Source organism: Winogradskyella sp., assembly GCF_013213975.1.
Classification (GTDB): Bacteria; Bacteroidota; Bacteroidia; order Flavobacteriales; family Flavobacteriaceae; genus Winogradskyella.
Map to the genome: position 1 here is coordinate 1 of NZ_JABSST010000019.1, position 26,431 is coordinate 26,431.

Sequence of the window (26,431 nt, forward strand, 5' to 3'; positions counted from 1 at the left end):
AGATTATGATTTAACCTTCCGGTTTTATAGAGCTGGTTATAAATGTATTCCTTGCGATCAAGTGCTATTACATTGGCGAGACTATAGTACTAGAACATCTCGAACTCATGAGCATTATGCTATCAATTATTTTCTAGAGATAAAAGTGCATTACTTTTTAGAATTAGATTATGATGAAAAACGACCACTAACAATTTGGGGAGCTGGAAATAAAGGAAAAACAGTTGCTAAATTGCTCATTAAAGAAGATATACCATTTTATTGGATCTGCAACAACACTAAAAAAATAGGAAAAACTATTTATGATCACGCGCTTTTAAATTTTGAGTACCTATCCGAACTACATAAACCTCAGAGCATTGTTACTGTGGCCAATGAAGATGAACAATTAAAGATTAAAACCTACCTCCAAAAGCAAAATATGAAGGCTGCTAGAGATTATTTTTTGTTTTGTTAAATTTCTCAAAAGCTACAGGTTGTTATCTTTTATCATTTTCTATATTTGATTTTATAAACTTTTTTTACTGGAATGCAGTTTAAATATCCCGAATTACTTTACGCGCTTTTTTTACTTATAATTCCTGTTCTTATTCACTTATTTCAGTTACGTCGTTTTCAAAAGGTCCAATTTACAAATGTGAAGTTTTTGAAATCTGTTAAACTGCAAACAAGAAAAAGTTCTCAATTGAAAAAGTGGCTAACCTTAGTATCTAGATTATTACTCTTAGCCTTTGCTATAGTCGCCTTTTCTCAGCCGTACATCCCTAATGAAAAAGATTTCAATGAATCCCAAGAAACCGTAATTTATTTAGATAATTCCTTTAGTATGGAAGCCCAGGGCAATAATGGCTCCTTACTTAATGAAGCAATTCAGGATATGATTAACGGTTTACCTGAGGATGAGACTATTAGCTTATTTACTAATACAACAACCTATAAAAGCACATCCATTAAGGCAATTAAGAATGAACTCATACAATTGGAGCACTCACCAACTCAACTTAATTATGATGTACTTTTATTAAAAGGCAAGCAATTATTCTCAAACGACCAAACTTCAACAAAAAATTTAGTCTTGGTTTCAGACTTTCAGCAAAAAGATAAAGCATTAACTCTTGTAGCTGACAGTTCATATAACTTAAAGCTAGTACAACCAAAGCCCGCAATTACAACAAATGTTAGTATTGACAGTTTATATATTTCAAACACTAATGCCGAAACTATAGACTTAAAGGTTTTACTTTCAAATCAAGGTAACACTAACTCCAACGTAACCGTTTCTTTATATAACAATGAGACATTACTAACAAAGAGCGCATTAGATGTTGAAACAGAAGCTGAAACTATTTTTACAATAGCCAACAAAAATGGATTTAATGGTAAATTAGTTATTGAAGATAATGGTTTACAATATGATAATACATTCTATTTTAATTTTAATTCTAAACCAAAGATTAAGGTTTTAACCATTAATAACAATAGTAGTGATGACTTCCTTAAACGTATTTACACATCTGATGAATTTGAATATCTTTCTTTTGGAATTAATGCTTTAAATTTTAATCTCATTCCAGATCAAAACTTAATTATTTTAAATGAATTAGAGCGTATTACAGACGCCTTATTATCTGCACTTAAATTATTTAAAAATGAAGGAGGTCATATTATAATTATTCCTTCAGTTGACATCTCTTTAAATTCTTATAGTCAAATTTTTAAGGAATTTACAAATAATAACATCGTCGCTTTAAATAGCAGTGAAAAACGTGTTACAACTATTAATTATAATCATCCACTATTAGCTAATGCTTTTTACTCGAAAGTGAGTAATTTTCAATATCCAAAAGTGAATAAATCTTATGTTTTTAGCAGTAGTATGAATACCGTTTTATCCTATGAAGACGAAAACTCTTTTTTAAGTGGCTCAAACGGATTTTACATATTTTCTTCTGCTTTAAATAAGGATAATTCTAATTTCAAAAATTCACCCTTAATAGTTCCTGTACTTTATAATCTGGGTATCCAAAGCTTAGAGTTAGCTCAACTGTATTACACTATAGGGCAACCTAACACCATTGCTATTCCAAGCTCATTAGGTCAAGATGAAATCTTAACACTCCATTCAGCCAACAATTCTGTAATTCCCTTACAAAAAACATATAGTAATTCTGTAGTTATTGAAACTTCAGAGTTTCCAAATGAAGCAGGAATATTAGAAGTTAAGAATAAAGCAAGACGTCTTGAAAACTTAAGTTTTAATTATAATCGTGATGAAAGTCAGCTGCTTTATTTCGATATCAATGCGTTAGATGACGTTTTAACTTTTAATAATCTTGAAGAAACTATAAATGATATAAAAAGTAGCACAACTATTAATGCACTATGGAAATGGTTTGTTATTTTTGCGCTAGTATTCTTAATAATAGAAATACTTCTGCTAAAATATCTTAAATGAACGCACTCATAAAATCTGCAACTATCGTTGATTCTAAAAGTGATTTTCACAATGAGACAGTTGATATTTTAATTGAAAAAGGCCGAATTTCTAAGATATCTAAACGCATTTCGAATCCTAATCATTATAAAGAAATTAAACGGGAAAACCTTCACGTATCTCAAGGGTGGTTTGATTCTAGTGTATCCTTTGGTGAACCGGGTTATGAAGAGCGAGAAACAATAGACAACGGATTAACCACTGCTGCACAATCAGGTTTTACGGCAGTTGCTTTAAATCCAAATGCAAACCCTGTCATTGACAGCTATGCAGCCATCACATTCGTTAAATCAAAGGCACAAAATAAGGCAACTATGCTCTATCCTGTTGGTGCTCTAACCCAAGGTAGCAAAAGTGAAGATTTAGCTGAATTGTTTGATATGAGTAATGCAGGTGCAGTTGCTTTTTATGACTATCAAAAACCTGTTAGCAACCCTAATTTATTGAAAATTGCCTTGCAGTATGCAAGTAATTTTAATGGGTTAGTTTGTTCCTTTCCTCAGGAATCTAGAATCTCAGGACTAGGTGTTGTCAATGAAAACATTAATAGCACACGATTAGGGCTTAAAGGAAATCCAACCTTAGCAGAAGATTTGCAAATTGCTAGAGACCTCTTTATTTTAGAATACACACAAGGAAAACTTCATATTCCAACAATTTCTACAGCAAAATCAGTGGAACTTATAAGAGCTGCTAAAGCTAGGAAATTAGATGTGACGTGTAGTGTGGCAATTCATAATCTTGTTTTAACAGATGATACGCTTGAAGGGTTTGACACGCGTTACAAAGTATTGCCACCGCTAAGAACCCAGAATGATTGTGATGCTCTTATTGAAGGGCTTAAAGATGGAACAATTGATATGGTGACTTCCGATCATAACCCAATTGATATTGAGGATAAAAAAATTGAATTTGACTATGCCAAATATGGAACCATTGGTTTAGAATCAGCTTTTGGTGCGTTACAAACTGCGTTTACAACTAAAAAGGCAATTAGTTTGTTGACTTCTGGTAAGTCAAGATTCAATATCGCAGAGCATTGCATTAATGTTGGAGAAATGGCAGATTTAAGCTTGTTTAATCCTACTCCATCTACTACATTTAGTAAATCAAAGATTACGTCCAAATCAAAAAATAGCGCATTTTTAGGGCTGGAATTAAAAGGAGAAGTATTTGGAGTTATTTCAAATAATAAAATTGCGTTGAAATAATGACACAAGAAGATATTAAGGCAGGAAAAACGCTAGCCATAATCAACTATATAACACCAATTGGCTTTCTCATTGCAGTTACAATGAATCAAGAAAAGAGAAACCCATACGTTTTTTTTCATGCCAGACAGATGATTGGACTAATTATCATGGTTGGTTTCTCCAATTTATGTGAAAAGTTTGTCAACTCTTGGTTAGGCACTGGAATTTGGTTTATTACGTTTGTAGGTTGGTTATATTGCCTCATATACGCCATAAAAGGTGAATATAAACTTCTACCAGTTTTAGGTCACTATTTTCAAGACTGGTTTAAAAACTTAAAGTAACAAATTAATGTCCTCAGATCTTTATTACATTACTCGTAAATCGGTATTAGAAAAAAACGCTCCTTTATTGATTATGTGTCATGGTTATGGAAGTGACGAAAATGATTTGTTTTCATTCGCTTCAGAACTACCGGAAGAATTATTTATTATATCACTAAGAGCTCCTTATCCAATGCAGCCTTATGGTAATGCTTGGTATGCCATTAATTTTGATGCTGTTCAAGGAAAGTGGTGTGATAATGTACAAGCGAAAGCGTCTGTTGATGCAATCTCAAAGTTTATTGATTACGCAGTAAACACCTATCCCGTAAATCCTGATAACGTTACATTACTAGGTTTTAGTCAAGGCACGATTTTAAGCTGTGCTGTAGCGCTTAATTATCCGAAAAAAGTTAAAAACATTGTTGCATTAAGTGGATATTCAAACAAAGAAATTTTACCAGAAACAATTGAAAAATCAGAGGTTTCGCATTTAAACTTTTTCTGCTCTCATGGCACAGTAGATCAAGTAATTCCTGTGGACTGGGCAAGACAAACACCTACATTTTTAGAGGTAATAGATATTAACCATATTTACAAAGAGTACCCTGTTGGTCACGGTGTTGCACCTCAGAATTTTTATGATTTTAAAGACTGGTTAAAAAACTATATCTAATTAATTTTTGGGTACATAAAATATTCAACCAACTTATATTTTAAGTTGTTGTTTTCGTCTATATCATAGGTGACGAATATTTCTCCCCAATACTCACCATCGGTAAAATTAGCAACAATCCAACGGTGATTAAGAATTCTGATTTTATTAATAAGAAGTTTTGATCCAGTTAGTGATACAAACGGCACAATCGGATGATCATCTCCTTTATAATCGTTCATATTATATAGACCGTCAGTAATTGCAGTTATTAGTTCGTCTGCATTGTATCCTTGAGCTATAAAGTAGTCTAAAGCATTATCATTACCTTCAATATTAAAATAACCGAGTTCAAAGTTTTGCTCCTCTAATTGAGAAATCGTCGTGCTTTGTTCCTCAATTGTATTCTTAAATCCTTTAATATCCTTTTCGTACTTATCAATTATGTTTTTTGAATTCACATACTGAAAAATAAGCAGCAGTACTGAAAAAATTAGGAGATACGTTAATACTCGTGCCTTCATAAATCTTAAATCGTAATTTTTAAATTATCGTATGCCAGAAAAACGTTTTCTGGTAGTTTTTGTTGTACGTCGTCATGAAAACCTAATAGGTGACTTATATGCGTTAAATAGGCGCGTTTAGGCTTTACTTTTTCAATAAACTGTAGGGCTTCCTCAAGATTAAAATGTGAAATATGGGGTTCTTCACGTAATGCATTAACCACCAACACATCAAGATTTTCTAACTTTTTAACTTCTTCATCAGGAACGGTTTTCATATCGGTCAAATAGGCAAAATTGTCAAACCTAAAACCAAATACTTGCAGTTTATGGTGCAAACCATCGACAGGAATAACATCTAAATTACCCAATTGAAAGGTTTCATTCTTAATTTCATGCTGTATCACACTTGGAACACCAGGATATTTTTCTTTCGTTGTAAATATATAGTCAAACCGTTTTGCAAGTGCATTAAATACGCGCTTATGCGCATACAAATTAATATCACCTTGTCTAAAAAAGAATGGTCTTATATCATCAAGTCCCATTGTATGATCTGCGTGCTCATGAGTAAAAATTAGACCGTCTAATTTTTTGACATTTACACGTAACATTTGTTGCCTAAAATCTGGACCACAATCAACTACATAAGTAAAGCCATCCCATTCTAGTAAAATTGAAACACGTAAACGTTTATCCTTTGGATTTTCACTTAAACAAACGGGATGAGTACTACCGATTATTGGGATGCCTTGTGAAGTGCCAGTACCTAAAAATGTTACTTTCAAAAGGTGTTAAGTTTATAACAAAAATAAGCTTATTTTTTTGTTTGAAGTACTAATTTGATACCTTTGTAGCTCAGATACAATCCCAATATCCATGGAAGAAATAACGTATAAAGGCGACTTTCATATTGAGAATATTCCTTCTCTAAAAGACAAAGCTTTACGTATTAATCTTAATAAAGACATTTATGGGACATTTGCAGAGATTGGTGCTGGCCAAGAAACTGTACGTCAGTTCTTTAGAGCTGGAGGAGCTTCTGGCACAATCGCAAAAGCCATGTCTGCCTATGACAAACATTTTAGTGATGCTATTTATGGAATCGAAAACGATAAGCGTTATGTAACAGAAGCGAGACTTCGTAAGATGTTAGTGCATGAAGTTAACTTAATGGAAGAACGTATTCCAAGAGATGACAATCCAAATAAAATTTTCTTTACGTACGCCAATACAGTGGCTACAATAGATTTCGCAAAGAAGTATAAAGGCCATGGTTGGGTGGGTATAAGATTTCAGGTAGAACCTAAAGGTGAATATAACGAGATTGTACTTCATATTCGCTTTAAAGAAAATGATGCGCGTTTACAGCAGGAAACTTTAGGAAAGCTAGGAACGAATTTGATTTATGGTGCTTTTTACAAGTATAATCAACCACGTAAATTACTACGGTATTTATATGATCATTTAGACAAAGATCAGGTTGAAATTGATACTATAAATTTTGACGGTCCTGTCTTTAAAGATGTCGACAATCGCTTAATGAGTTTACAACTTGTTAAAAATGGTATGACGGATGCCGTAATGTTTGCCCCAGATGGAAATAATGTTTTACCTGCAAGAGTTCTTTACAAGAAAAATATTTTAGCCCTTAGAGGTAGTTTTAGACCGGTAACAAAAGTAAACATGGATATGTATGAGAAGTCATACGAGATGTTTATTAAAGAAAATAAGGTAGATAAAGAAAAAACACAGGTTATATTCGAAATTACCCTCTCAAACCTTAGAGCAGAAGGTGAAATAGATGAACAAGACTTTATGGATAGAGCACGACTTTTATGCTCCCTTGGTCAAACTGTATTAATTTCAAACTTTCAAGAGTACTATAAACTAGTGGAATACTTCTCACAATACAGTAAGAACAGAATGGGTCTAGCATTAGGTGTCAATAACTTGGTAGATATTTTTGATGAAAAGTATTATCGCCATTTAAGCGGTGGAATTCTCGAAGCCTTTGGGAAACTATTCTACAAGGATTTACGCGTGTATCTTTACCCAATGCAAAATGAAGATGGTACGCTAACAACGAGTGAAAATCTCAAAGTACATCCGCGTATGAAGGAACTTTACAAGTTCTTCAAGTATAACGGTAAGGTTGTTGATATTACTGATTTTGACACATCAAACTTATCCGTGTTTTCACGTAAAGTTCTAAAAATGATTGCGGAAGGCAAAACCGGTTGGGAAACCATGTTGCCAGAAGGTGTTGCTAATTTAATTAAAGCACAAAGTTTATTTGGCTGTGAATCTGAAGAAGTAATCCATAAATAATGCGATAGACTAATAATAAAAAACGACTTAAATCTAAGTCGTTTTTTTGTTTAAATATCTAATCTGCTAAGATTTGAGCCGTATGTTCTTTGGTTTTTACTTTTGTAATTACATTAGACAATATCCCATTTTCATCAATTATAAAAGTAGTTCTATGAATACCATCATATTCTTTGCCCATAAACTTCTTTGGTCCCCAAACACCAAAAGCCTCAATCACAGATTTGTCTTCATCTGCTAATAACGGATATTGAAAACCATATTTATTTTTAAAATTTGATTGACGCTTAGGACTATCTGCACTAACACCTAAAATCTCAAAGCCTTGAGCTTTAAATCTATCATAATTATCATTTAGATTACAGGCTTCGGCTGTGCAACCAGGTGTACTCGCTTTTGGATAAAAGAAAACCACTAATTTCTTACCTGCATAGTCTGCAAGGCTAATTGTATTTCCATCTTGATCAACTCCTGAAAAATTTGGTGCTTTATCACCTACTTTTAAATGCGTCATAATTACTTTAATTTTGTTTTTGTAAAAATACGATGAATGACAAAACAAGAAAAGGTAGAGTTTGTTATAAATACGTTAAATGAACTTTATCCAGAGATTCCTATACCTTTAGATCATAAAGATCCATACACCCTATTGATTGCGGTTTTAATGTCTGCACAAAGCACAGATGTAAGAGTCAACCAAATTACACCACTGCTGTTTGAAAGAGCCGACAATCCATATGACATGATTAAATTAAGTGTAGAGGAGATTAGAGATATTATAAAACCTGTTGGACTATCACCAATGAAGAGTAAAGGGATTCACGGTCTATCTCATATCCTTATTGATAAACATAATGGGGAAGTCCCAAAAACTTATGAAGAACTCGAAGCCTTACCTGCAGTGGGTCATAAAACTGCCGCTGTTGTATTATCTCAAGCTTTTGGAATTCCTGCATTTCCTGTAGACACTCATATTCATAGGTTAATGTACCGTTGGAATTTAACTAATGGTAAAAATGTTGTTCAAACCGAAAAGGATGCCAAACGTCTATTCCCAAAAGAACTATGGAATGACCTTCACCTTCAAATAATTTGGTACGGTAGAGAGTATTCACCCGCTCGTGGTTGGGATTTAGATAAGGATGTAATTACTAAAACTGTTGGCAGAAAAAGTGTTATAAATAAACACCTTAAAAAAAAGAAATAACAGTTCTTGGTATAATTATTGCTCCTTGTTGTGAAACTTCCAATCAATGAAAAAAACTATAATTCTACTCTTTACACTTATAGCTACATCTTGTATTCCCTATAAAATTGCACCAAAGTTTAAAAACAAGGATTATAAAATTATGAAGGCTAAAAAATTTCAAAGAAAATTGCCCAATGAGACCTCATACATTTTTAAAGACCCTAAAGATGCAAACGAATTCTACAACTACCTAAACACAAAATACAATCTTAATCATGTAAATGTTGGTCTTAACACAACTATTAATATAAACAACAGTACTTACAATTTAACGTATCATGAAGTAGAGCGAACAGATGAAATTGCTAATGTTGGACTAGTGGTTACTGATTTAGTATTAGAAGAGAAAACAGGGCTTACTGCCTTCGAGAATAATTATTCCTCAAGAACAGGACATTGGTATATTATTATAACCGTTTATGATGAAAGCCTAAAGAATTGTTTGCTAGAGAAGCATCCTAAACATAAAGAGATTGTTTCGTTTTTGAGAGAATTACAACAAGAATATCTTAGAACGTACAATTACGAGGAATTACGATTCACAAAAAAATCCTGATTTTTTCAAATCAGGATTATTTCCAACTTAATTTAGAAGTGCTTCAAACTTCAATTTATTATAATTTATAACACTTAAAGCCTTTGAATAATTCAAAAGGAAACTTATCGTTTCTTCTTTTGGTTTTAGGTTATCATTTTTTGGGGAAGCGTTAGAGTAAATTTTTTCCATACTAATAAATTAGAGTTTATTATATGTTAAAAACGCATCAAAAAACACTTTATTGTATCAATTTGTTAAAACTATATTATTTTGTTCAATAACCTTTCGCATATTAATCAATGCATATCGCATTCTACCTAAAGCTGTATTTATGCTAACACCTGTTCTTTCAGAGATTTCTTTAAAACTCATATCCTGATACATACGCATTACAAGCACTTGTTTTTGATCTTCGGGCAATTCTTCAATAACCCGTCTTACATCAGACGCTACTTGAGTTTTAATCATACTCTTTTCTGCATTTAGTGAAGAATCACTTAAAATCGAAAATATGCTAAACTCCCCTGCATTATCAAATTTTGGCATACGGCTATTCTTTCTAAAATGGTCAATAACCAAATTGTGCGCAATACGCATTACCCATGGTAAAAATTTACCCTCCTCATTATATTTTCCACGTTTTAATGTCCTAATTACTTTGATAAAAGTATCCTGAAAAACATCTTCAGTAATATCTTTATCATAAACTTTAGAATATATAAAACTGTAAATTTTCTGTTTATGACGTTCTATCAACACTGATAGTGCTCTTTCGTCTCCTCTAATGTAGTTACTAACCAACTCTGCGTCCTGGATAAGTTCTTGTTTCATAATATTACTCTTAGTAGCAAGAAGTGAACTTCTTGTCAAGGGGTTAAAATTTTCTAGAGTAATGTTATGCTATACAGTGTTGTTTTATTGCGTAATAATGTTGTAAATATAATAACAATCATTCTGAAAAAGCAAAAAAAAGCACCAAATTTTAACATTTAATCTATTAATTATGCATTTTATCAGCTTAAATAGATAACGTATCTTTGCAAAATTATACGCGAACAAATCCAATGAACACTACTATTTTAGATGTAAATCCTAAAGAAAGCATCATTATTAAAGGTGCTAAACTGCATAACCTTAAAAATATTGATGTTGTTATCCCTAGAAATAAATTAGTAGTTATTACCGGATTATCTGGTTCAGGAAAGTCTAGTTTAGCCTTTGATACCTTATATGCAGAAGGACAACGACGCTATGTAGAAAGTCTTTCGAGTTATGCCAGACAGTTTTTAGGTCGACTCAATAAACCTAAAGTAGATTATATTAAAGGAATAGCGCCTGCCATTGCGATAGAACAAAAAGTAAATTCAACAAATCCTAGATCTACTGTAGGCACAACAACAGAGATTTACGACTATCTTAAATTATTATTTGCAAGAGTTGGTAAAACCTTTTCACCCATTTCTGGAAACGAGGTGAAAAAGCATACAGTTACAGATGTCATAGAACACATCACTAAATACGATGAAGGTTCCAAATTACTGTTGCTCTCTCCTATTCTATTAGAGGAAGGTCGTACTATAGACAATAAATTACAGACCCTTTTGCAACAAGGTTATGCGAGAATTAAATATAAGGGCAAGGTCTTAAGAATTGATGATGCCTTAAACGAAGCTATTTTGTCAGATAAAGACCTATATCTTGTTGTAGATAGAATTGTTTACAAAGACGATGAAGATTTTTTAAATCGTTTGGCAGATGCCATTGAGACTGCTTTTTTTGAAGGGGTTGGGAGCTGTATTATTGAATCGCTATTCGATAATTCGCAGATGAGTTTTAATAATAAGTTTGAGCTAGACGACATGCAGTTTCTAGAGCCAAATGTTCATTTATTTAGCTTTAATAATCCTTACGGTGCTTGTCCAAAATGTGAAGGATATGGTGATGTTATTGGTATTGATGAGGACTTAGTCATCCCTAATACAGCCTTATCTGTATATGAGAATGCCATTTTTCCATGGAGAGGTGAAAGTATGAGTTGGTATAGGGATCAGTTAGTGAATAATTCTCACAAATTTGATTTCCCTATACATAAGCCATATTTTGAACTTAGTACAGAACATAAAGCATTAATATGGTCTGGGAATGCCTATTTTGAAGGATTAGACAGCTTTTTTGCTGAATTGGAATCGAAAGCCTACAAAATTCAGAACCGCGTTATGCTGTCCCGGTACCGTGGTAAAACAAAATGTAATGTTTGCAAAGGTAAACGCTTACGTAAAGAAGCTAGTTATGTTAAAATAAATGGTGCTACAATTACAGATTTAGTGGACCTTCCACTCAATGAACTTAGAAACTTCTTTAATGGGCTTGAACTCAATGCTTATGATGAAAAAATTGCAAGACGTCTCCTTACAGAAATAAATACGCGATTAGATTTCTTAGCAAATGTTGGTTTGGACTATTTAACATTAAACAGGCGTTCAAACACTTTATCGGGCGGGGAAAGCCAACGTATTAATTTAGCAACCTCATTAGGAAGTAGTTTGGTCGGTTCGATGTATATATTAGATGAGCCCAGTATAGGCTTGCATCCAAAAGATACAGAGCGATTAATTAATGTTTTAAAGTCTTTACGTGACTTAGGCAATACAGTAATTGTTGTTGAACATGACGAAGATATCATGAAGGCTGCTGATGAAATTATAGATATAGGTCCTGAAGCTGGCACCCTTGGTGGTGAGATTGTAGCCACTGGAAATTTTAATAATATTCTCGCATCTACAACACTTACAGCTCAATATTTAAATGGACAATTAGAAATTAGAGTACCTGAAAAGCGAAGAACCTCTAAATATCATATCGATATCCTAGGAGCAAGAGAAAACAATTTAAAGAATATTGATGTGAGCTTCCCTTTGAATATGCTCACTGTTGTCACTGGAGTCTCAGGAAGTGGCAAGAGTACTTTGGTTAAAAATATACTGTTCCCTTCTATCCAAAAGAAATTAACAGGTTTTAGTGATAAGGCTGGCCAGTTTTCTGAAATGACAGGTAATTTCTCAAACATTCAGCATGTAGAGTTTGTAGATCAAAACCCGATAGGACGATCATCCCGTTCCAACCCTGTAACCTACATAAAAGCTTATGATGATATTCGCGCATTGTTTGCCGCTCAAAAGTTAAGTAAGATACGAAATTACCAAGCCAAGCACTTCAGTTTTAATGTAGATGGTGGACGCTGTGAAACGTGTAAAGGTGAAGGAGAAGTGACCATTGAGATGCAGTTTATGGCTGATGTCCATTTAACCTGTGATACTTGTGGCGGAAAACGTTTTAAAAAAGAAATCTTAGAAGTACAATTTGAAGGCAAGTCCATTCACGACATCTTAAGTATGACTATTGATGATGCTATTGATTTTTTTAAGACCTATAAGCAAACTAAAATTCAAAATAAATTACAACCGCTTCAAGACGTTGGGCTAGGCTATGTTACTTTAGGGCAGTCCTCTTCTACCCTTTCTGGTGGCGAAGCTCAACGTATAAAATTGGCAACCTTCTTAGGAAAAGGAAGTAAAAGTGATAACGCGCTTTTCATTTTTGATGAACCAACAACTGGGTTGCATTTCCATGACATACAGAAGCTCTTATCATCTTTTCAGGCTCTAATAGCTAAAGGGCATTCAATAATCGTAATCGAACACAATATAGATCTTATAAAATGTGCTGATCATATTATTGATCTCGGACCAAAAGGGGGCAAACAGGGTGGACAACTCATTGCCCTTGGAACACCAGAAGAATTAGTAAGTAATTCTGATTCTATTACTGGAAAATATCTACAAGAAAAACTGTAACTATGGAATCACCAGAAGGATTCCATCAAGAAGCTATAGAGGCAAGAGAAAATGCAAGAAAAAAGGTTAGCACCTATTTATTAAATCGTGGTGGACCTAATTATGAAACCCACTCACTTCACAAAACTAGAAGAAATAACCTTTGCTTCAAACTTAATGCTCGCTTAGGTTTTGAATCTGTAGTTTTTTTTGGACTTCCCTTGGCTTTTATTGGTTTTATAAGTTATAAATACAGTGTTTCAAACAACCTTAAATTTTTATTAAGTAACACAGTTTTTTATTTAGTCTTTGGATATTTTTCTTTTACACTACTCTTAAGTCTATTCGGAAATTTAAAGTATTTTACCTTTAGTAAAAGACATAATCTTTACTATAAAGGTTTTCCATTATTTCCGCATCAGCTAGCTTATTTTAAATATAAGCTTAGTGACATTATAGCAATACAGGTTTTAGGAGAAGAATTGGTTGCTGAAGAATCAAAACTTAAAAGAAATAGTTTTGAATTAAACCTCGTACTTGAAAATCTAAAAAGAGTCCATCTTATAGACCATAATAACTTACAAGGTTTATTGGACGATGCCGAAATTTTATGCGCTTATCTCAACGTACCATTATGGCATGTGAAATCCGCTGAAGACTCAACCTCAATTAATTGGAAAAACTCTTAGAAAATAAATGCTAATAAAACCAGTACACTAAACGACATTGGTACAATAAACATAAGAAAGGTAAACGTAATTATACCACTCTTAATCCAAGATAAAAACCAATTCTGACCATAAAACTTAATAAGAGAGATTAAAAAATAGAAATAGGTTGATATAGCAATAAGCCAATCAATCCAGTTTGGTATGTCATATATAAACCTGTTAACACCGAAAAGAATACTAAATACGGTAAATAGAAATGAGAAAAAATAAAAACTAAATACTAAATGGTGAGAGTATCTGCCTTTATTGAAATAAAATATCTTTAATATAAATGCAAACAGTGGCAACAAGAAAAACATTGAAATAGGAATACTATCAAAAAAAGCTTGTACAATGCCACCTGCACCTCTTCCCTTAGTGATTTTAAGTAAATTTTCAAAGATGCGTCTTTCAAAATATCCTGGATCATCAGACATTCCCATTGCTTTTAAAACAATTTCTTTATCTGCACCTGCAACAATTAAAGAATCTACTTTCTCCTTATCAAAATCCCAGGTTATATTTTTAGAATTACTCTTTTTAGCCCCTTGTTTTAAGATAGAATCAGTTAATTTTAAATCCTCATCCTTTAAACCTAATAGTGCTTTATTAGCTTCCAAAGGCACCATGGCTTTTGATATTGCTATCGAATCAAGGACATTTTTTACACTATCATTTTCTACTTTAGTGGCAGGATTACTCGCAACTACTTTTTCATTGATTTCATTAGCCTTAGTCACCAATTCTCTAGTACTAAAAGATATAATAAAAAAGAAAATAACAGAAATAAATAAGTACATCTGAGCTGGATGCAGGTACAACAATCGCTTCCCTTCTAAAAACTTCTTAGCTAAATAACCTGGTTTAAACATTAAAGGCAGAAAACTCTTGAAAAATCTTGCGTCAAAAGAAAAATAATTACTAATGGTATTATAAAATAACACACCAATTGTGAGATCATCATTAGTCTTCTGACCACAATGCGGACAAAATTGAAAGCCCATCTCGAAGAGCTGATCACAATTCTTACAATTAATTTTTTCTGTACGCATTTATGATGGTTAGTCTGGTTTAAAAATAATGAAATTTATAATATCGCGTCTTTAAATAAGAAGAATCAATATGTAAAATGTAACATATTAGCGTTTAAAAATATTTTTAGATAATTGTTTATCAACCTCTTATAGTTTTGGCACGCTAATTGGGTATTAAGAACATATTGCGTATACCTAAAAGTCCTAAAGGAGTTAGTGACTAGGTAAATCTAAAAACCTATTAATTATGAAAAGTAAATTACTTTTTTTGGTAATGATGTTATTAGGAATAATATCTACCGTAAACGCAACAGCAGGATATGCTGTTTTAAATGGGGAAGATTTAAATAATACGCGCTACCGTTTTACACAACCAATATTGTTTGTAGAACGTGGTGTAGAATTTCTAATCTTTCCAGATGGAAGTTTCGACTTTAATACAGATGTGTTTGCAACGAGATCTCGAGATGGACACTATTATTACAGACATAATAGAAGAGGAACAAATCGAACCTATGGGGCGCCAGGAACACGATACCACAAAGTTAATCGAGGTGTTTTAATTACTCATGACCGACTTGGTCGAGTAAGACGAATTGGAAATGTATTTATCAATTATGATAGACGTGGACGTATAAAACGCGCTGGCTCTGTTTACATGAGTTATCGTATAGGACAATTAAAGCAAGTCGGGGGGTTAAGGTTATTGTACAATAGATATGGAAAAGTTATTGGTATTAGAGGTCATGTTAACCTTAATAATCGCAGCAATAGTTTCAATTTTCAAACCAATGATGAATGGCAAAACGACTGGAATAATGAATGGAATGATGATAATGACTTCTATTACTACCGAAAAAACGGTAAAGTAAGGACGCATAGAAAACGTAAAGTAAGTCTTGATAACTCAACACAGTCTAAATAGATGTTGAGTGCCAAAAATCCTGAAGACCTTCCCCAAAGCTTCGGGATTTTTATTTGATAGCATATAGCGCTAATTATCAATTGTTTAAATTTTTTGGCACGTTGTTTGTATAAAATATATCGAATGATTTTAAACCCTTTAACTATGAAACGGATTCTATTATTAGCAGTTTTAATTGTCGTGAGCACAACTGTATTTGCAACTACCATTAGAGTAGCAGAAGCAGAAGCTTCATTAAATAATTACGTGAGAGGTTATGGTAATTCTTTCATATTTAACGAAGGAGGTATTGAATTTTCAGTCTATAGAGATGGACAATTTGACTTTTACATTCCAGATAATGGACCGGATGTAAGTGTTGGAATCAATACACCTGGATTTGCTTTAAGTTTTAATGCTGGTTACAACTATAATCCATATGTACAATACGATAGATTTGGTGCAATTATCCAAATTCAAAACACACCAATCTTCTATGATTTCTATGGGCGTGTTAACCAGATTGGCGACATCTTTATCGCATACAATAGTTTTAATAGAATCAGCAGAATTGGCGGTTTAAATGTGTATTACAGAAACAATATCTTTTGGCGATATGATGGATTCATCAACACTTATAACAGAGCCTATGTTTGGAGGCCTTGGCATAGATTTTATATCCTTCCACCAGTCAACTATTGTGTTATTAATGTAAATCCTTACAGACAGTTTTATTCACCTGTAAGACACATTTGGTATAGACCATACAGAAACAATGTGAGATACTATAATGTAAATAATGGTAGACGCGGTAATACACAGATTACTAGAAGAAATAGCAATTATGTACAAACACCGCGCACACAAAGAGAACGTACTATTCAAAGAACAGTAACGCGTAGAAATGCAGAAATAACAAGACGAAGAACTACGAGCCTTGCTGAAACCACAAGACCACGTGCTATGGTTAGAACAACACGTAATAGCTCAAATACAAGAGTGTCAACACCAGAAAGGCCTACAAGATCTAATTCGGTTAGAACAACTAGAAGTCGCAATGAAAATGTGACTAGAACACAAAGATTTGTGTCTAAAGAAGTAGAAAACCCAAAAAATACTTCTGTTAGACAACCAAATGCGATGGAATCTCGTATATATAATAGATCGACATCGCAAAACAATAGACAACGAAGTACAATTCAGAAGCAAAGAAAAACGTCTTCAGTATCATCAAGATCTAATGCAAGTAGACAAAGTAACCAAAGGTCTACAAGGTCTAATTCAAGACGAGCTAGAGGATAAAAAATAAAACATGATTTTTTTTGGTTGGTTAGTAGAAGTCCCGTATGATGTATGCCTCAGAGCACCTTGCGGGATTTCTTGTTTATAAATATTAAAAGTATCTAAATTTTTAGGTACTTTTTTATGAGCTGTGATACGTCATCAGATACATTCAACTTATAAATGATGCAAATATATAGTCCTGAAATTAGAATGGATTTTATACTGATATTTAGAATAGCATAAAACTGAAAGTCCCAAAAGTAGAAACTCATGCTCAACACCAATAGAATTCCAATTAACTTAAGACTATGAATAGAGTAAGGCAGCATGTTAAACTTCTGCTTTACAAATAATATTTTTATAGTGTTATACATAAAAACTGCAAGAAACGTGGCTATGGCTGATCCTTCTATCCCATAAATAGGAATAAATATCAGATTTAATAGTATTGCCATTATGGCAAGCCCAATTCCAAAAAGAAGCACCATGAAATAGTAGTCACTATTAAATAAGATGGCGTTATTATTACCTAAACTATTATCATAAAGCTTTGCCAAACTAACAATTAAAACCACAAACAATCCACCTGTAAACTCTGTTGGTAAAATGTCGTAAAGTGCATTTATATTTACCACAATTAAAAGAAATATCAAACCACTAACAACCATTAAACTTAAAGAACTTCGCTTGTACAAATCTTCTAAAGCCTCAGCGTTATTTTCATTTAAATATTTAGCAGTTAAAGGCATCATTATTTGATGCATAGATCGTTGCGGCACCGCAATAACAGTTGCAATAAAAATTGCAACACTATAATAGGCTACTTGTTCAATATGCGCTAGAAGCAATCCAATCATAAACTTATCAATATCCAAAATTAACATAGCCACCGATCCAGCTATGATCATTAGCAGTGCATATTTGAAAATAGATCTAAATCCTTCGAAATTTATAAATTGAAATTTAGGTGACCAGACAGAAAACGCATATAGCTTCATGATGAGCATTCGTAAAACATAAACCCCAACTAATGCTAAAATAAAGTCTTTAACGGTGATCCATTTTAAATACACTGCAATTAACAATACCATGATACAAAGGCGATGAAAAATTTCTTTCATAATATTGCCAAAAACGGTTTTCATCTGGACCTTAGCCCATGAAAAGAAAATTTCAAAATACGCCATTGTAATAGCTAAAACCAAAATATGCCATAGATAATCCTTTACTATAGGATTTTCCCCAGATAACAAAATAGCAATACTTTCATATGACAAATAGCCAATAAATACAGCCGGAATAATAACTAATAATGGCAATAATAGCATCAATGTGAGAAAGCTATCAATGCTTTGTTTGGTTTTAAAAGACGAATAAAACTTTATAATAGCATTATGAACACCAAAAGCCATAAATGGCATCATAATATTGGCTGCAGAGAGCAAAAAAGCAACCAAGCCATAATATTCGTCAGTTAAAAAATTGGTATAAAGAAATAAGGTATTAATGGCACCTAAACCAAAACCGAGATAAGTGCTAATTGTATTTTTAAAAGATTGTGTTAATACAATACCCATGGCTTTACAAAGTACAACTATAAACGCTCAATATGCAAAAACAGCATTAACTCTTAATAATTGAAGTTAGAACTTTAGTTAAGTTTTTTCTACTATATCTCTCAATTCCTGTAGGATTAACAGTTAATGCGTCTTGCTGATAAGCCTTAAAACAGGAACTTATGCGCGTCTTAAGCATTTTCTTTTGCTGATAGTTAAAATAAGAACCTGTATTGGTTTCTTTGATTATTTGCTGTATATCTGAATCATCCGGACCAATAGCCAAAATTGGTGTTTCAGAAACTAAATATTCAAAGAGTTTTCCAGGAATTATGGCCTTCGTGTCTTCCGAATCAATTTCGATGAGTAATAGTAGTCTTGATTTAAGTTGAAATTTAATAGCGTCGTTATGACTCACATAGCCAACTAAATTCACATAAGTTTCCAAACCAGAATTATTTAAAGATTCTAAAACATCTTCACTAACGACACCAACTAAATTAAGTTGAAATTTAGAAGCAAATTCTGTATTTGATTGGATAAGCTCTGCTAGAACTTCCCACAGAACTTTTGGATTGCGTTCAGAAAGTAAAGATCCAATATGAGATAATGTAAATTTTTCATCTTTACCCTCTACCCTTACTGAGTGATTATCATAGCCATTGGTAATTACAGAGATAGGCTGTTCTGTTTTAGTCTTAAATTCAGCTTGTGTATGCTCACTAGTTACGACAATATGATCTGCAGAATTCAACACTTGTGCTTCAAGTGTTTCATGTTCTAATTCAGAGGATTTAGTTAGTTTTAATGCTTTATGATATCCTATTGTGGTCCATGGATCTCTAAAGTCTGTAATCCATTTTAAGTTTAATTGCTGTTTTAATTGTAATCCAATAAGATGTAAACTATGAGGTGGACCAGTAGTTATAATTGTATCTATTTGGTGATCTTTTAGATAGTTTGATAAAAATGACACTGATGGTTCTATCCAGTTTTTCCTTGCATCTGGAATAAAATAGTTACCTCTGATATAAAGCATCAACTTTTCGATTAGTGATTGCTTTTTAGTTTTTGGAATAACACCTGAGCTAATTGTTGTAGCGCTTTTTTTAGAGAATAGTCTAGCCAAGGCGTATGGCTCTTTTATCGGTAGCTTAATAATTTCAACACGCTCAGGAACCTCATTAAGTAAACTTTGATCTATGATTGGATAATTAGGATTCTGTGGACAATAAACGATAGGGTCTATTCCAAATTCAGGTAGATACTTAACAAATTTCAACCAACGTTGCACGCCTGGTCCACCAGCTGGAGGCCAATAATAACAAATAATAAGTGCCTTTTTAGTATCCATAAAACCAATTACGCTGGTTCTTTACGCTGTTTTAATTGAAAGGCAATTGCTAACAAAACTAAAATCCCCAATAATGCAGAACTTGCTAAGGCAATAGAGCTTCCCGTCTTTACAACTCGCGGCTCAAACTTAAACTCAATGGTATGATTACCGGATGGGACTTCCATACCACGCAGCACATAATTCACACGAATATGCGTGGCCAATTCTCCATCGATATAAGCGTTCCAACCATTTGCGTAATAAATCTCAGAAAACACTACGAAACCTTGATTTGGATTTGTTGATTCGTATTTTAAATAGTTTGGCTTAAATTCTTTTAAACCGATGGAAGCTGTAGAATCAACTGAATAATTAAACTGCTTCTGTTTCAAACTCCAATTATTCATACTCGTAACTGCAGCACGCTTTGTATCTAAAGAATCAAGTATTTGAATTTCTTCATTAGAATCCTTTAATACATGTAAAGATGACACAAACCAAGCATTACCGTTTGCATCGGGATTATCATATGGAAAAATCTGTCCTTGGTCTTCGGCAATGATATATTTTGTATTAAGCATATTAAGAACATTCATATTATTATTATAAATATGAAATTCCATAAGCTCATTGTAACGGCCTAATTTAGCAGCATGGTAACCAAATAAAGAATTGTGAAAATAGGCTGCGCGACCAGGGCGACGCTGTCCCTCAGATGACATGTCTAGGACACGATAATGGCCTTTATCTTTTAATATTTTCTTATCAGCAGCATTAGGTTGATAAGGCTTATCGACGCTGATAGCTGAAACAAAGTCCTCATTATTCACATACGATTTATTAATGCTCACCTGATCAAACAAAATCAACACACCAAAAACAACTACAACAAGCACTTCAGATAATTTCTTTTTCAAGAATACATAAATAGTACCAGCAGACAACAACACTAAAATCAAACTTCTAATAGTATCTGCATTAAATAGTGTCTTTCTGTCTTTTATTAAAGCATCTATCAAAGGCTCAGGAATGCCTTGGTCTCTAAAGCTTTTAAAGTCGAAGAAAGTTGATTTGAACAACAAGAAAATCAAGCATAAACCTGCTGTTATAGCAATGGTATACTTGAGTGCCTTTAGCTTTTCGCCATCTTTTTCAAAGTCATTGAAAAGACGCACTAATGCAAATATTCCTAATACAGGAATGCATAGTTCTAAAATCACTTGAATTGAACTTACCGCTCTAAACTTATCGTAAAGCGGTACATAATCAATAAAGAAGTCCGTTAGAAACCCTAAATTCTTTCCGTAAGAGAGTAGTAAGGATAAGATTGTTCCACCTACCAACCACCATTTCAATCGACCCTTTACTAAAAACAGTCCTAGTACAAATAAGAAGATAATTACGGCACCAACATAAGCCGGAGCCTCGACTATAGGTTGATCTCCCCAATACATAGGTGCATTACGCGACAAATCCAATGCTTCAATTGGTGACGCACCCATAGTAACATATGTCTTATATGTTTCAGAGTCTTTACCAATATCTTCAGAATTACCACCACCCATAAACTTTGGAATGAATAAGTTGAATGTCTCCGTAAGTCCGTAACTGTATTCAGTGATGTAATCTTTACTTAAACCACTGGTAGCTTCCTTAGCACTGCCATCCACATTTATGGTTAACTCGCTTTGACCTCGGGTACTTTCTTTGACGTATTCTTGGGTGGCCATGATATTAGTGGCATTGAGTCCAACCGCAAGAATAGCAGCAACAGAAAGTAAGCCTACAGATTTAAAAAAATGCGGCAATAATTTCTTCTTATAAGCATCAATCAAATAAACCAAGCCAAGGACTAACACCAATAACAATAAGTAATAAGTCATTTGAAAGTGATTGGCAACAATTTCTAAACCAAGTGCAACTGTTGTCAGTAAAAATCCGAGAACATAGTTCTTCCGGAATGTGAGTATTATTCCGGCCAATACCATTGGCATATAGGCTATTGCATGGGCTTTTGCATTATGTCCCACACCAAGAATAATAATTAAATACGTTGAAAATCCGAAAGCTAAGGCACCAAGTGCGGCTAGTTTAAAGTCAACCTTTAAGGCTAATAGTAACATGTAAAATCCTAAAAAGTAAAGGAACAAGTAATCTGCAGGTCTTGGTAAAAAGCGCAAGGATAAATCGAGCTTTTTAATGTAATTATGAGGGTATTTAGCCCCTAACTGATAGGTTGGCATACCACCAAACGCACTATTGGTCCAATACGTTTCTTCACCTGTAGTTTTCGCATATTCTTTCTGCTGCTGCGCCATTCCAATGTAATGCATAATATCACTCTGGAATATTTTTTTACCTTGTAAAACTGGACTGAAATACGCTAATGATAGAACCACAAAACCAGTTAGAACTAGTAAATGTGGCAATAAACGTTTGAAAGAAAATGACATGAAATCTTTATATTATTGATTCCGAAAAGTAACTAATTTTTAGTAAAGAATTAGAATGGGATTCAAGTAATATTATTCGATTTCTTCAAAATCGATATACTCCCCCACTTTCTCATTAGAAGCCTTATTTTGTTTTGGCATTGTATCAATAACCGTTTCACCTTCCCTACGCTTTTGATCTGCACGTTGCTGTGCTTGATTTTGAAAATCTCCAAATTGTTGTCCAAAGCGTTCCTCCGCCTTCTTTGCAACAAATTTCATCAAAACCGGAGCAAATAGTCGGGATAATATCTTTAGACCAAACCAGATAAGTAAAATTATTAATACTGTTCTTAGTAAACCCATAGCCGAAGCTTCTTATCGTATTTTATAATGTTAGTATCAAAAATACAATTATAGTTACGTATAATCCGTTATTAATCCTTAAAAAAAGTATAAATTATATATATTTGAATTCAAACCAAAAGTACATGCGCATACTCAAATCAATTTCTATCTTAATACTGATTCTAACTTACTCGATGTCCTATGCTCAGTATACTGAGGTCATAAATTCTAACAGACCTGGACTTTCTGAAAGTGCCTTTGCTGTGGGTGTTAATGTAATTCAATTTGAAGTCGGTGCTTTTACAGTAAAGGAAGAACATGTTCCTTTAGAATACGAGGTTGCAGGTTTTGGACTTGACTTTTCTGTTCGCTACGGATTATTGTTTGAACAACTGGAAATTTTGCTCGATGGTGCTTATCAAAACGATCAGATAACATTTAACAGCGCTTCAGTTGCAGTAGAACGTGACCGTTCAAATTTTAGAAATTTTACTTTAGGAGCTAAATATCTGGTATATGACCCTTATAAAAATGCTGAGGAAGCAAAACCAAACTTATATAGTTATCATGCCAACCGTAAATTTCAATGGAAATCACTAATTCCAGCGGTTGCTGTCTATGCAGGTGCTAATTTTGACACAAAAGACAACCCATACACAGCACCAGATGTAGAAGGTTTTAGTCCAAAGGTCATGATTGCCACACAAAATAATTTTAATGGGGGTTGGGTGTTTGTTATGAACTTAATTAAGGATCGAATAGGATCTGAATTTTCTGAATTTCAATATATTTTTACACTAACGCATTCCTTCACTCCACAATGGGTTGTATTTGGTGAGGCACAAGGTATAAGTAGTGATTTTTATGCAGATAACATCTTCAGAATTGGTGGTGCATATCTTTGGAATAAAGACTTTCAATTAGACGCAAATATTGCATTTAACACTAAAGATACACCTTCTGTATTCAATATAGCATTTGGTGCTTCTTACAGACTAGATTTTCACAAAGACAAGAAAATCGATAATGGAAATGGAAATACTGGTAATTACAAGAAAAAGCGAAAAAATAGGAAAAAGACAGAAGACGAATTTGATTCTGATGGAATATAATTAGCTGTATGATTACCATTAAAGAAGTAACATCAAAAAAAGATCTAAAAGCGTTTGTTAAGTTTCCTTTCAAACTTTATCATGATTCTCCGTATTGGGTGCCACCAATTATAAGTCAAGAATTAAAAACCTTCAACAAAGAACAGAACCCTGTTTTTAAGGATGCAGAGGCGAGATTCTTTTTGGCCTATAAAGGAAAGGATATTGTTGGCCGCGTTTCTGCTATAATTAATTGGATTGAAGTCAAGCAACAAGGGATAAAAAAAATGCGCTTTGGTTGGTTTGACTTTATTGATGACAAGACGGTTTCCCAAGCCCTATTAGATAAGATTACTGAAATCGGAATATTCAATAATTTAGAATTTATTGAAGGTCCTGTTGGGTTTTCTAACCTTGATAAAGTTGGGGTAATGACAGAAGGATTTGATCATATTGGTACTATGATAACCTGGTATAACCATCCGTATTATCAAGCACATTATGAAGCTTACGGGTTACAAGTTTCTAAAAAATATGTGGAAAACAAGTTCCCATTTAGCAATATTAACCCAGAGAATTTTAATAAGATACAGGATTTAATAAAGCGCAGATATAAACTTAAAGCCTTAGATTTTAAAACCACTAAGGATATCATGGCTTATGCAGATGAAATGTTCGATGTTTTCGAAACGTCTCATGCGAAACTCTCATCGTTCGTAGCTATTAATCCTGAACAAAAAGCCTATTTTAAGAAAAAGTTTTTACCCTTTCTTAATCCAGAGTATGTGAAGTTTGTGGTTGACGAAAACGACAAGTTAATTGCATTTGCTATCGTTACGCCGTCATTTGCAGAGGCATTACAAAAAATGAAGGGTAAGTTATTCCCTTTTGGATTTAGGCATATTATGCACGCAAAAAAACATTCAAAATCAGTAACCTTCTATTTAATTGGTGTACTTCCAGAGTACCAGAATAAAGGGGTTACTGCCATTATCTTTAATGAATTTTATAACGAATTTGAGAAAAAAGGTGTTGAGCAATGTATTAGAGGTCCAGAACTAGCGGATAATACAGCAATCCATCAATTATGGAAACACTTCAATCCAACAGTGCATAAAAGACGATGTACTATGAGTAAACCTATATAAAAAATGCCTTATCAATACTGATAAGGCATTTTTATTATCATAACAATTATTAGATCTTTACTCACCCATGGCTGCTATTAATGCAGCAGACATCCTGCGGTAAGTACCGTTTTCAAGGCGATCTCTAATCGCATCAAAAGCATCTAAAGTTTCTTTAACATCTTCTAAAGTATGCGTTGCTGTTGGAATCATTCTAAGTAGAATTAAACCTTTAGGTATTACAGGATAAACCACTATAGAACAGAATATTCCGTGATTTTCTCTTAGATCTTTTACTAAAGCCATGGCTTCTGGAATACTTCCTTTAAGATATACAGGCGTTACACAACTTTGAGTCGTTCCTATATCAAAGCCACGTGCTTTTAAACCAGACTGTAAAGCGTCAACAATGGTCCAAAGATTCTTTTTAAGTTCTGGCATAGTACGCAACATCTCTAAACGTTTTAAGGCACCAACTGTTAAAGTCATTTGTAATGACTTGGCAAACATTTGAGAACGTAAATTATATTTTAGGAAATCTATAATTTCTTTATCACCAGCAATAAATGCACCAGTACTCGCCATAGACTTAGCAAAAGTTGCAAAATACACATCGATATCGTCTTGAACTCCTTGCTCCTCGCCTGCGCCTGCACCTGTAGCACCTAGGGTTCCAAATCCGTGTGCATCATCAACCAATAATCTAAAGTTAAATTTCTTCTTTAAAGCAACGATTTCCTTTAACCGCCCTTGCTCACCACGCATACCAAACACACCTTCAGATATGACTAAAATACCTCCGCCTGTTTGCTCGGCCATTTTTGTAGCACGCTCTAAGTTTTTCTCCAAACTCTCAACGTCATTATGCTTATAGGTAAAGCGTTTACCCATATGCAGTCTTACACCATCAATAATACATGCATGTGCATCGACATCATAAACGATTATATCATCTTTAGCAACCAAAGCATCAATCGTAGACATGATTCCTTGGTAACCAAAATTAAGTAAATAAGCTGCCTCTTTACTAACAAACTGAGCAAGTTCGTTCTGCAACTGTTCATGCAAATCGGTATGACCAGACATCATTCTCGCACCCATTGGATAAGCAGATCCATACTTAGCAGCTGCTTCAGCATCTACTTTTCTTACTTCAGGATGATTTGCTAATCCTAAGTAATCATTTATACTCCAGGTAATAACTTCTTTTCCTTGGAATTTCATTCTGTTAGAAATCTCCCCTTCTAACTTAGGAAATACGAAATAACCTTCAGCTTGTGCTGCCCATTTACCTAATGGTCCTTTATCTCTGTAAATCTTATCAAATAAATCCTTCATACAATACGTTTGCCATTAACCCTGTTCTATGTTACAAAACACATAGAAAAGTTAAATAGTCTTAGTTATTTTAATTTTATTACTGTGCGCAAAATTAGGTAATAATATTATGAATGCATAATATTATTTACTTGAACTATTCACTAAGTTTT

At 33.4% G+C, this 26,431-nt stretch carries 23 protein-coding genes and 1 pseudogene; 14 read left to right on the forward strand and 10 right to left on the reverse strand.

The window, feature by feature from the left end; translation table 11 throughout:
- From HRU49_RS04030 to HRU49_RS04050, 5 genes and pseudogenes are all read left to right on the forward strand, one after another.
- Positions 1–457 (forward strand): annotated as a pseudogene (locus HRU49_RS04030) (glycosyltransferase family 2 protein); the annotation flags it as partial.
- 72 nt (positions 458–529) lie between these two features.
- Entirely contained in the window at positions 530–2,455 is a 1,926-nt protein-coding gene (locus tag HRU49_RS04035) for a BatA domain-containing protein (RefSeq protein WP_296354416.1), read from the forward strand.
- A complete protein-coding gene (locus HRU49_RS04040; protein ID WP_296354417.1) occupies positions 2,452–3,705 on the forward strand; it encodes a dihydroorotase in 1,254 nt (417 codons plus the stop codon). The genes HRU49_RS04035 and HRU49_RS04040 overlap by 4 nt, the downstream gene beginning before the upstream one ends.
- Positions 3,705–4,031, forward strand: a complete 327-nt coding sequence (locus HRU49_RS04045) for a hypothetical protein (RefSeq protein ID WP_296354418.1) — start codon at positions 3,705–3,707, stop codon at positions 4,029–4,031. The genes HRU49_RS04040 and HRU49_RS04045 overlap by 1 nt, the downstream gene beginning before the upstream one ends.
- Positions 4,032–4,038: 7 nt before the next feature.
- Positions 4,039–4,686 carry an alpha/beta fold hydrolase gene (locus HRU49_RS04050; protein WP_296354419.1) on the forward strand — a complete coding sequence of 216 codons (648 nt, stop codon included), beginning with the start codon at positions 4,039–4,041 and terminating at the stop codon, positions 4,684–4,686.
- On the opposite strand, the gene HRU49_RS04055 is transcribed toward HRU49_RS04050, so the two are convergent.
- Positions 4,683–5,189, reverse strand: coding sequence for a hydrolase (locus tag HRU49_RS04055; RefSeq protein ID WP_296354420.1), 507 nt, complete (start codon positions 5,187–5,189; stop codon positions 4,683–4,685). The two genes, HRU49_RS04050 and HRU49_RS04055, sit on opposite strands and share 4 nt — an antisense overlap.
- 5 nt (positions 5,190–5,194) lie before the next feature.
- Entirely contained in the window at positions 5,195–5,956 is a 762-nt protein-coding gene (locus tag HRU49_RS04060; protein WP_296354421.1) for an MBL fold metallo-hydrolase, read from the reverse strand.
- A gap of 91 nt (positions 5,957–6,047) precedes the next feature.
- On the opposite strand from HRU49_RS04060, the gene HRU49_RS04065 reads away from it, so the two are divergent.
- Entirely contained in the window at positions 6,048–7,499 is a 1,452-nt protein-coding gene (locus HRU49_RS04065; RefSeq protein WP_296354422.1) for a TonB-dependent receptor, read from the forward strand.
- 58 nt (positions 7,500–7,557) lie between these two features.
- On the opposite strand, the gene bcp is transcribed toward HRU49_RS04065, so the two are convergent.
- Positions 7,558–8,013 (reverse strand): thioredoxin-dependent thiol peroxidase, encoded by a 456-nt coding sequence (gene bcp / locus HRU49_RS04070; RefSeq protein ID WP_296354423.1) that lies wholly within the window; start codon positions 8,011–8,013, stop codon positions 7,558–7,560.
- Between the two features lie 36 nt (positions 8,014–8,049).
- Here bcp and nth point away from each other — a divergent pair, with 36 nt between their 5' ends.
- On the forward strand, positions 8,050–8,706 hold the full coding sequence (nth, locus tag HRU49_RS04075) for an endonuclease III (RefSeq protein ID WP_296354424.1): 657 nt from the start codon (positions 8,050–8,052) through the stop codon (positions 8,704–8,706).
- Positions 8,707–8,752: 46 nt separating this feature from the next.
- Positions 8,753–9,304 carry a hypothetical protein gene (locus tag HRU49_RS04080; RefSeq protein WP_296354425.1) on the forward strand — a complete coding sequence of 184 codons (552 nt, stop codon included), beginning with the start codon at positions 8,753–8,755 and terminating at the stop codon, positions 9,302–9,304.
- A gap of 228 nt (positions 9,305–9,532) precedes the next feature.
- On the opposite strand, the gene HRU49_RS04085 is transcribed toward HRU49_RS04080, so the two are convergent.
- Entirely contained in the window at positions 9,533–10,117 is a 585-nt protein-coding gene (locus HRU49_RS04085; RefSeq protein WP_296354426.1) for a sigma-70 family RNA polymerase sigma factor, read from the reverse strand.
- Between the two features lie 233 nt (positions 10,118–10,350).
- Here HRU49_RS04085 and uvrA point away from each other — a divergent pair, with 233 nt between their 5' ends.
- On the forward strand, positions 10,351–13,140 hold the full coding sequence (gene uvrA, locus HRU49_RS04090) for an excinuclease ABC subunit UvrA (RefSeq protein ID WP_296354428.1): 2,790 nt from the start codon (positions 10,351–10,353) through the stop codon (positions 13,138–13,140).
- 2 nt (positions 13,141–13,142) lie between these two features.
- A complete protein-coding gene (locus HRU49_RS04095) occupies positions 13,143–13,808 on the forward strand; it encodes a hypothetical protein (RefSeq protein ID WP_296354430.1) in 666 nt (221 codons plus the stop codon).
- Here HRU49_RS04095 and HRU49_RS04100 read toward each other — a convergent pair.
- Entirely contained in the window at positions 13,805–14,881 is a 1,077-nt protein-coding gene (locus tag HRU49_RS04100) for a DUF3667 domain-containing protein (RefSeq protein ID WP_296354432.1), read from the reverse strand. The genes HRU49_RS04095 and HRU49_RS04100 overlap by 4 nt on opposite strands.
- A 229-nt stretch (positions 14,882–15,110) precedes the next feature.
- Between HRU49_RS04100 and HRU49_RS04105 the strand changes: the two genes are divergently transcribed.
- Together HRU49_RS04105 and HRU49_RS04110 are read left to right on the forward strand one after the other, a co-directional pair.
- A complete protein-coding gene (locus tag HRU49_RS04105; protein ID WP_296354434.1) occupies positions 15,111–15,788 on the forward strand; it encodes a hypothetical protein in 678 nt (225 codons plus the stop codon).
- 144 nt (positions 15,789–15,932) lie between these two features.
- Positions 15,933–17,069, forward strand: a complete 1,137-nt coding sequence (locus HRU49_RS04110) for a hypothetical protein (RefSeq protein WP_296354436.1) — start codon at positions 15,933–15,935, stop codon at positions 17,067–17,069.
- A 101-nt stretch (positions 17,070–17,170) separates the two neighbouring features.
- Here the strand turns inward: HRU49_RS04110 and HRU49_RS04115 are convergent, their stop codons facing one another.
- From HRU49_RS04115 to HRU49_RS04130, 4 genes are all read right to left on the reverse strand, one after another.
- Complete coding sequence (locus tag HRU49_RS04115; protein WP_296354438.1) at positions 17,171–18,628, reverse strand: oligosaccharide flippase family protein; 1,458 nt, start codon at positions 18,626–18,628, stop codon at positions 17,171–17,173.
- Between the two features lie 46 nt (positions 18,629–18,674).
- Positions 18,675–19,961 (reverse strand): glycosyltransferase family 4 protein, encoded by a 1,287-nt coding sequence (locus HRU49_RS04120; RefSeq protein ID WP_296354440.1) that lies wholly within the window; start codon positions 19,959–19,961, stop codon positions 18,675–18,677.
- Positions 19,962–19,969: 8 nt separating this feature from the next.
- On the reverse strand, positions 19,970–22,396 hold the full coding sequence (locus tag HRU49_RS04125; RefSeq protein ID WP_296354442.1) for a YfhO family protein: 2,427 nt from the start codon (positions 22,394–22,396) through the stop codon (positions 19,970–19,972).
- A gap of 72 nt (positions 22,397–22,468) precedes the next feature.
- On the reverse strand, positions 22,469–22,741 hold the full coding sequence (locus tag HRU49_RS04130) for a DUF4834 family protein (protein ID WP_296354444.1): 273 nt from the start codon (positions 22,739–22,741) through the stop codon (positions 22,469–22,471).
- A gap of 125 nt (positions 22,742–22,866) precedes the next feature.
- Between HRU49_RS04130 and HRU49_RS04135 the strand changes: the two genes are divergently transcribed.
- Both HRU49_RS04135 and HRU49_RS04140 read left to right on the forward strand, forming a co-directional pair.
- Entirely contained in the window at positions 22,867–23,835 is a 969-nt protein-coding gene (locus HRU49_RS04135) for a transporter (RefSeq protein ID WP_296354446.1), read from the forward strand.
- Between the two features lie 8 nt (positions 23,836–23,843).
- Positions 23,844–24,962, forward strand: a complete 1,119-nt coding sequence (locus HRU49_RS04140) for a GTP cyclohydrolase (RefSeq protein ID WP_296354448.1) — start codon at positions 23,844–23,846, stop codon at positions 24,960–24,962.
- 57 nt (positions 24,963–25,019) lie between these two features.
- Here HRU49_RS04140 and HRU49_RS04145 read toward each other — a convergent pair whose 3' ends face one another.
- Positions 25,020–26,279 carry an aminotransferase class I/II-fold pyridoxal phosphate-dependent enzyme gene (locus HRU49_RS04145; protein WP_296354450.1) on the reverse strand — a complete coding sequence of 420 codons (1,260 nt, stop codon included), beginning with the start codon at positions 26,277–26,279 and terminating at the stop codon, positions 25,020–25,022.
- Positions 26,280–26,431 lie beyond the last annotated feature (152 nt).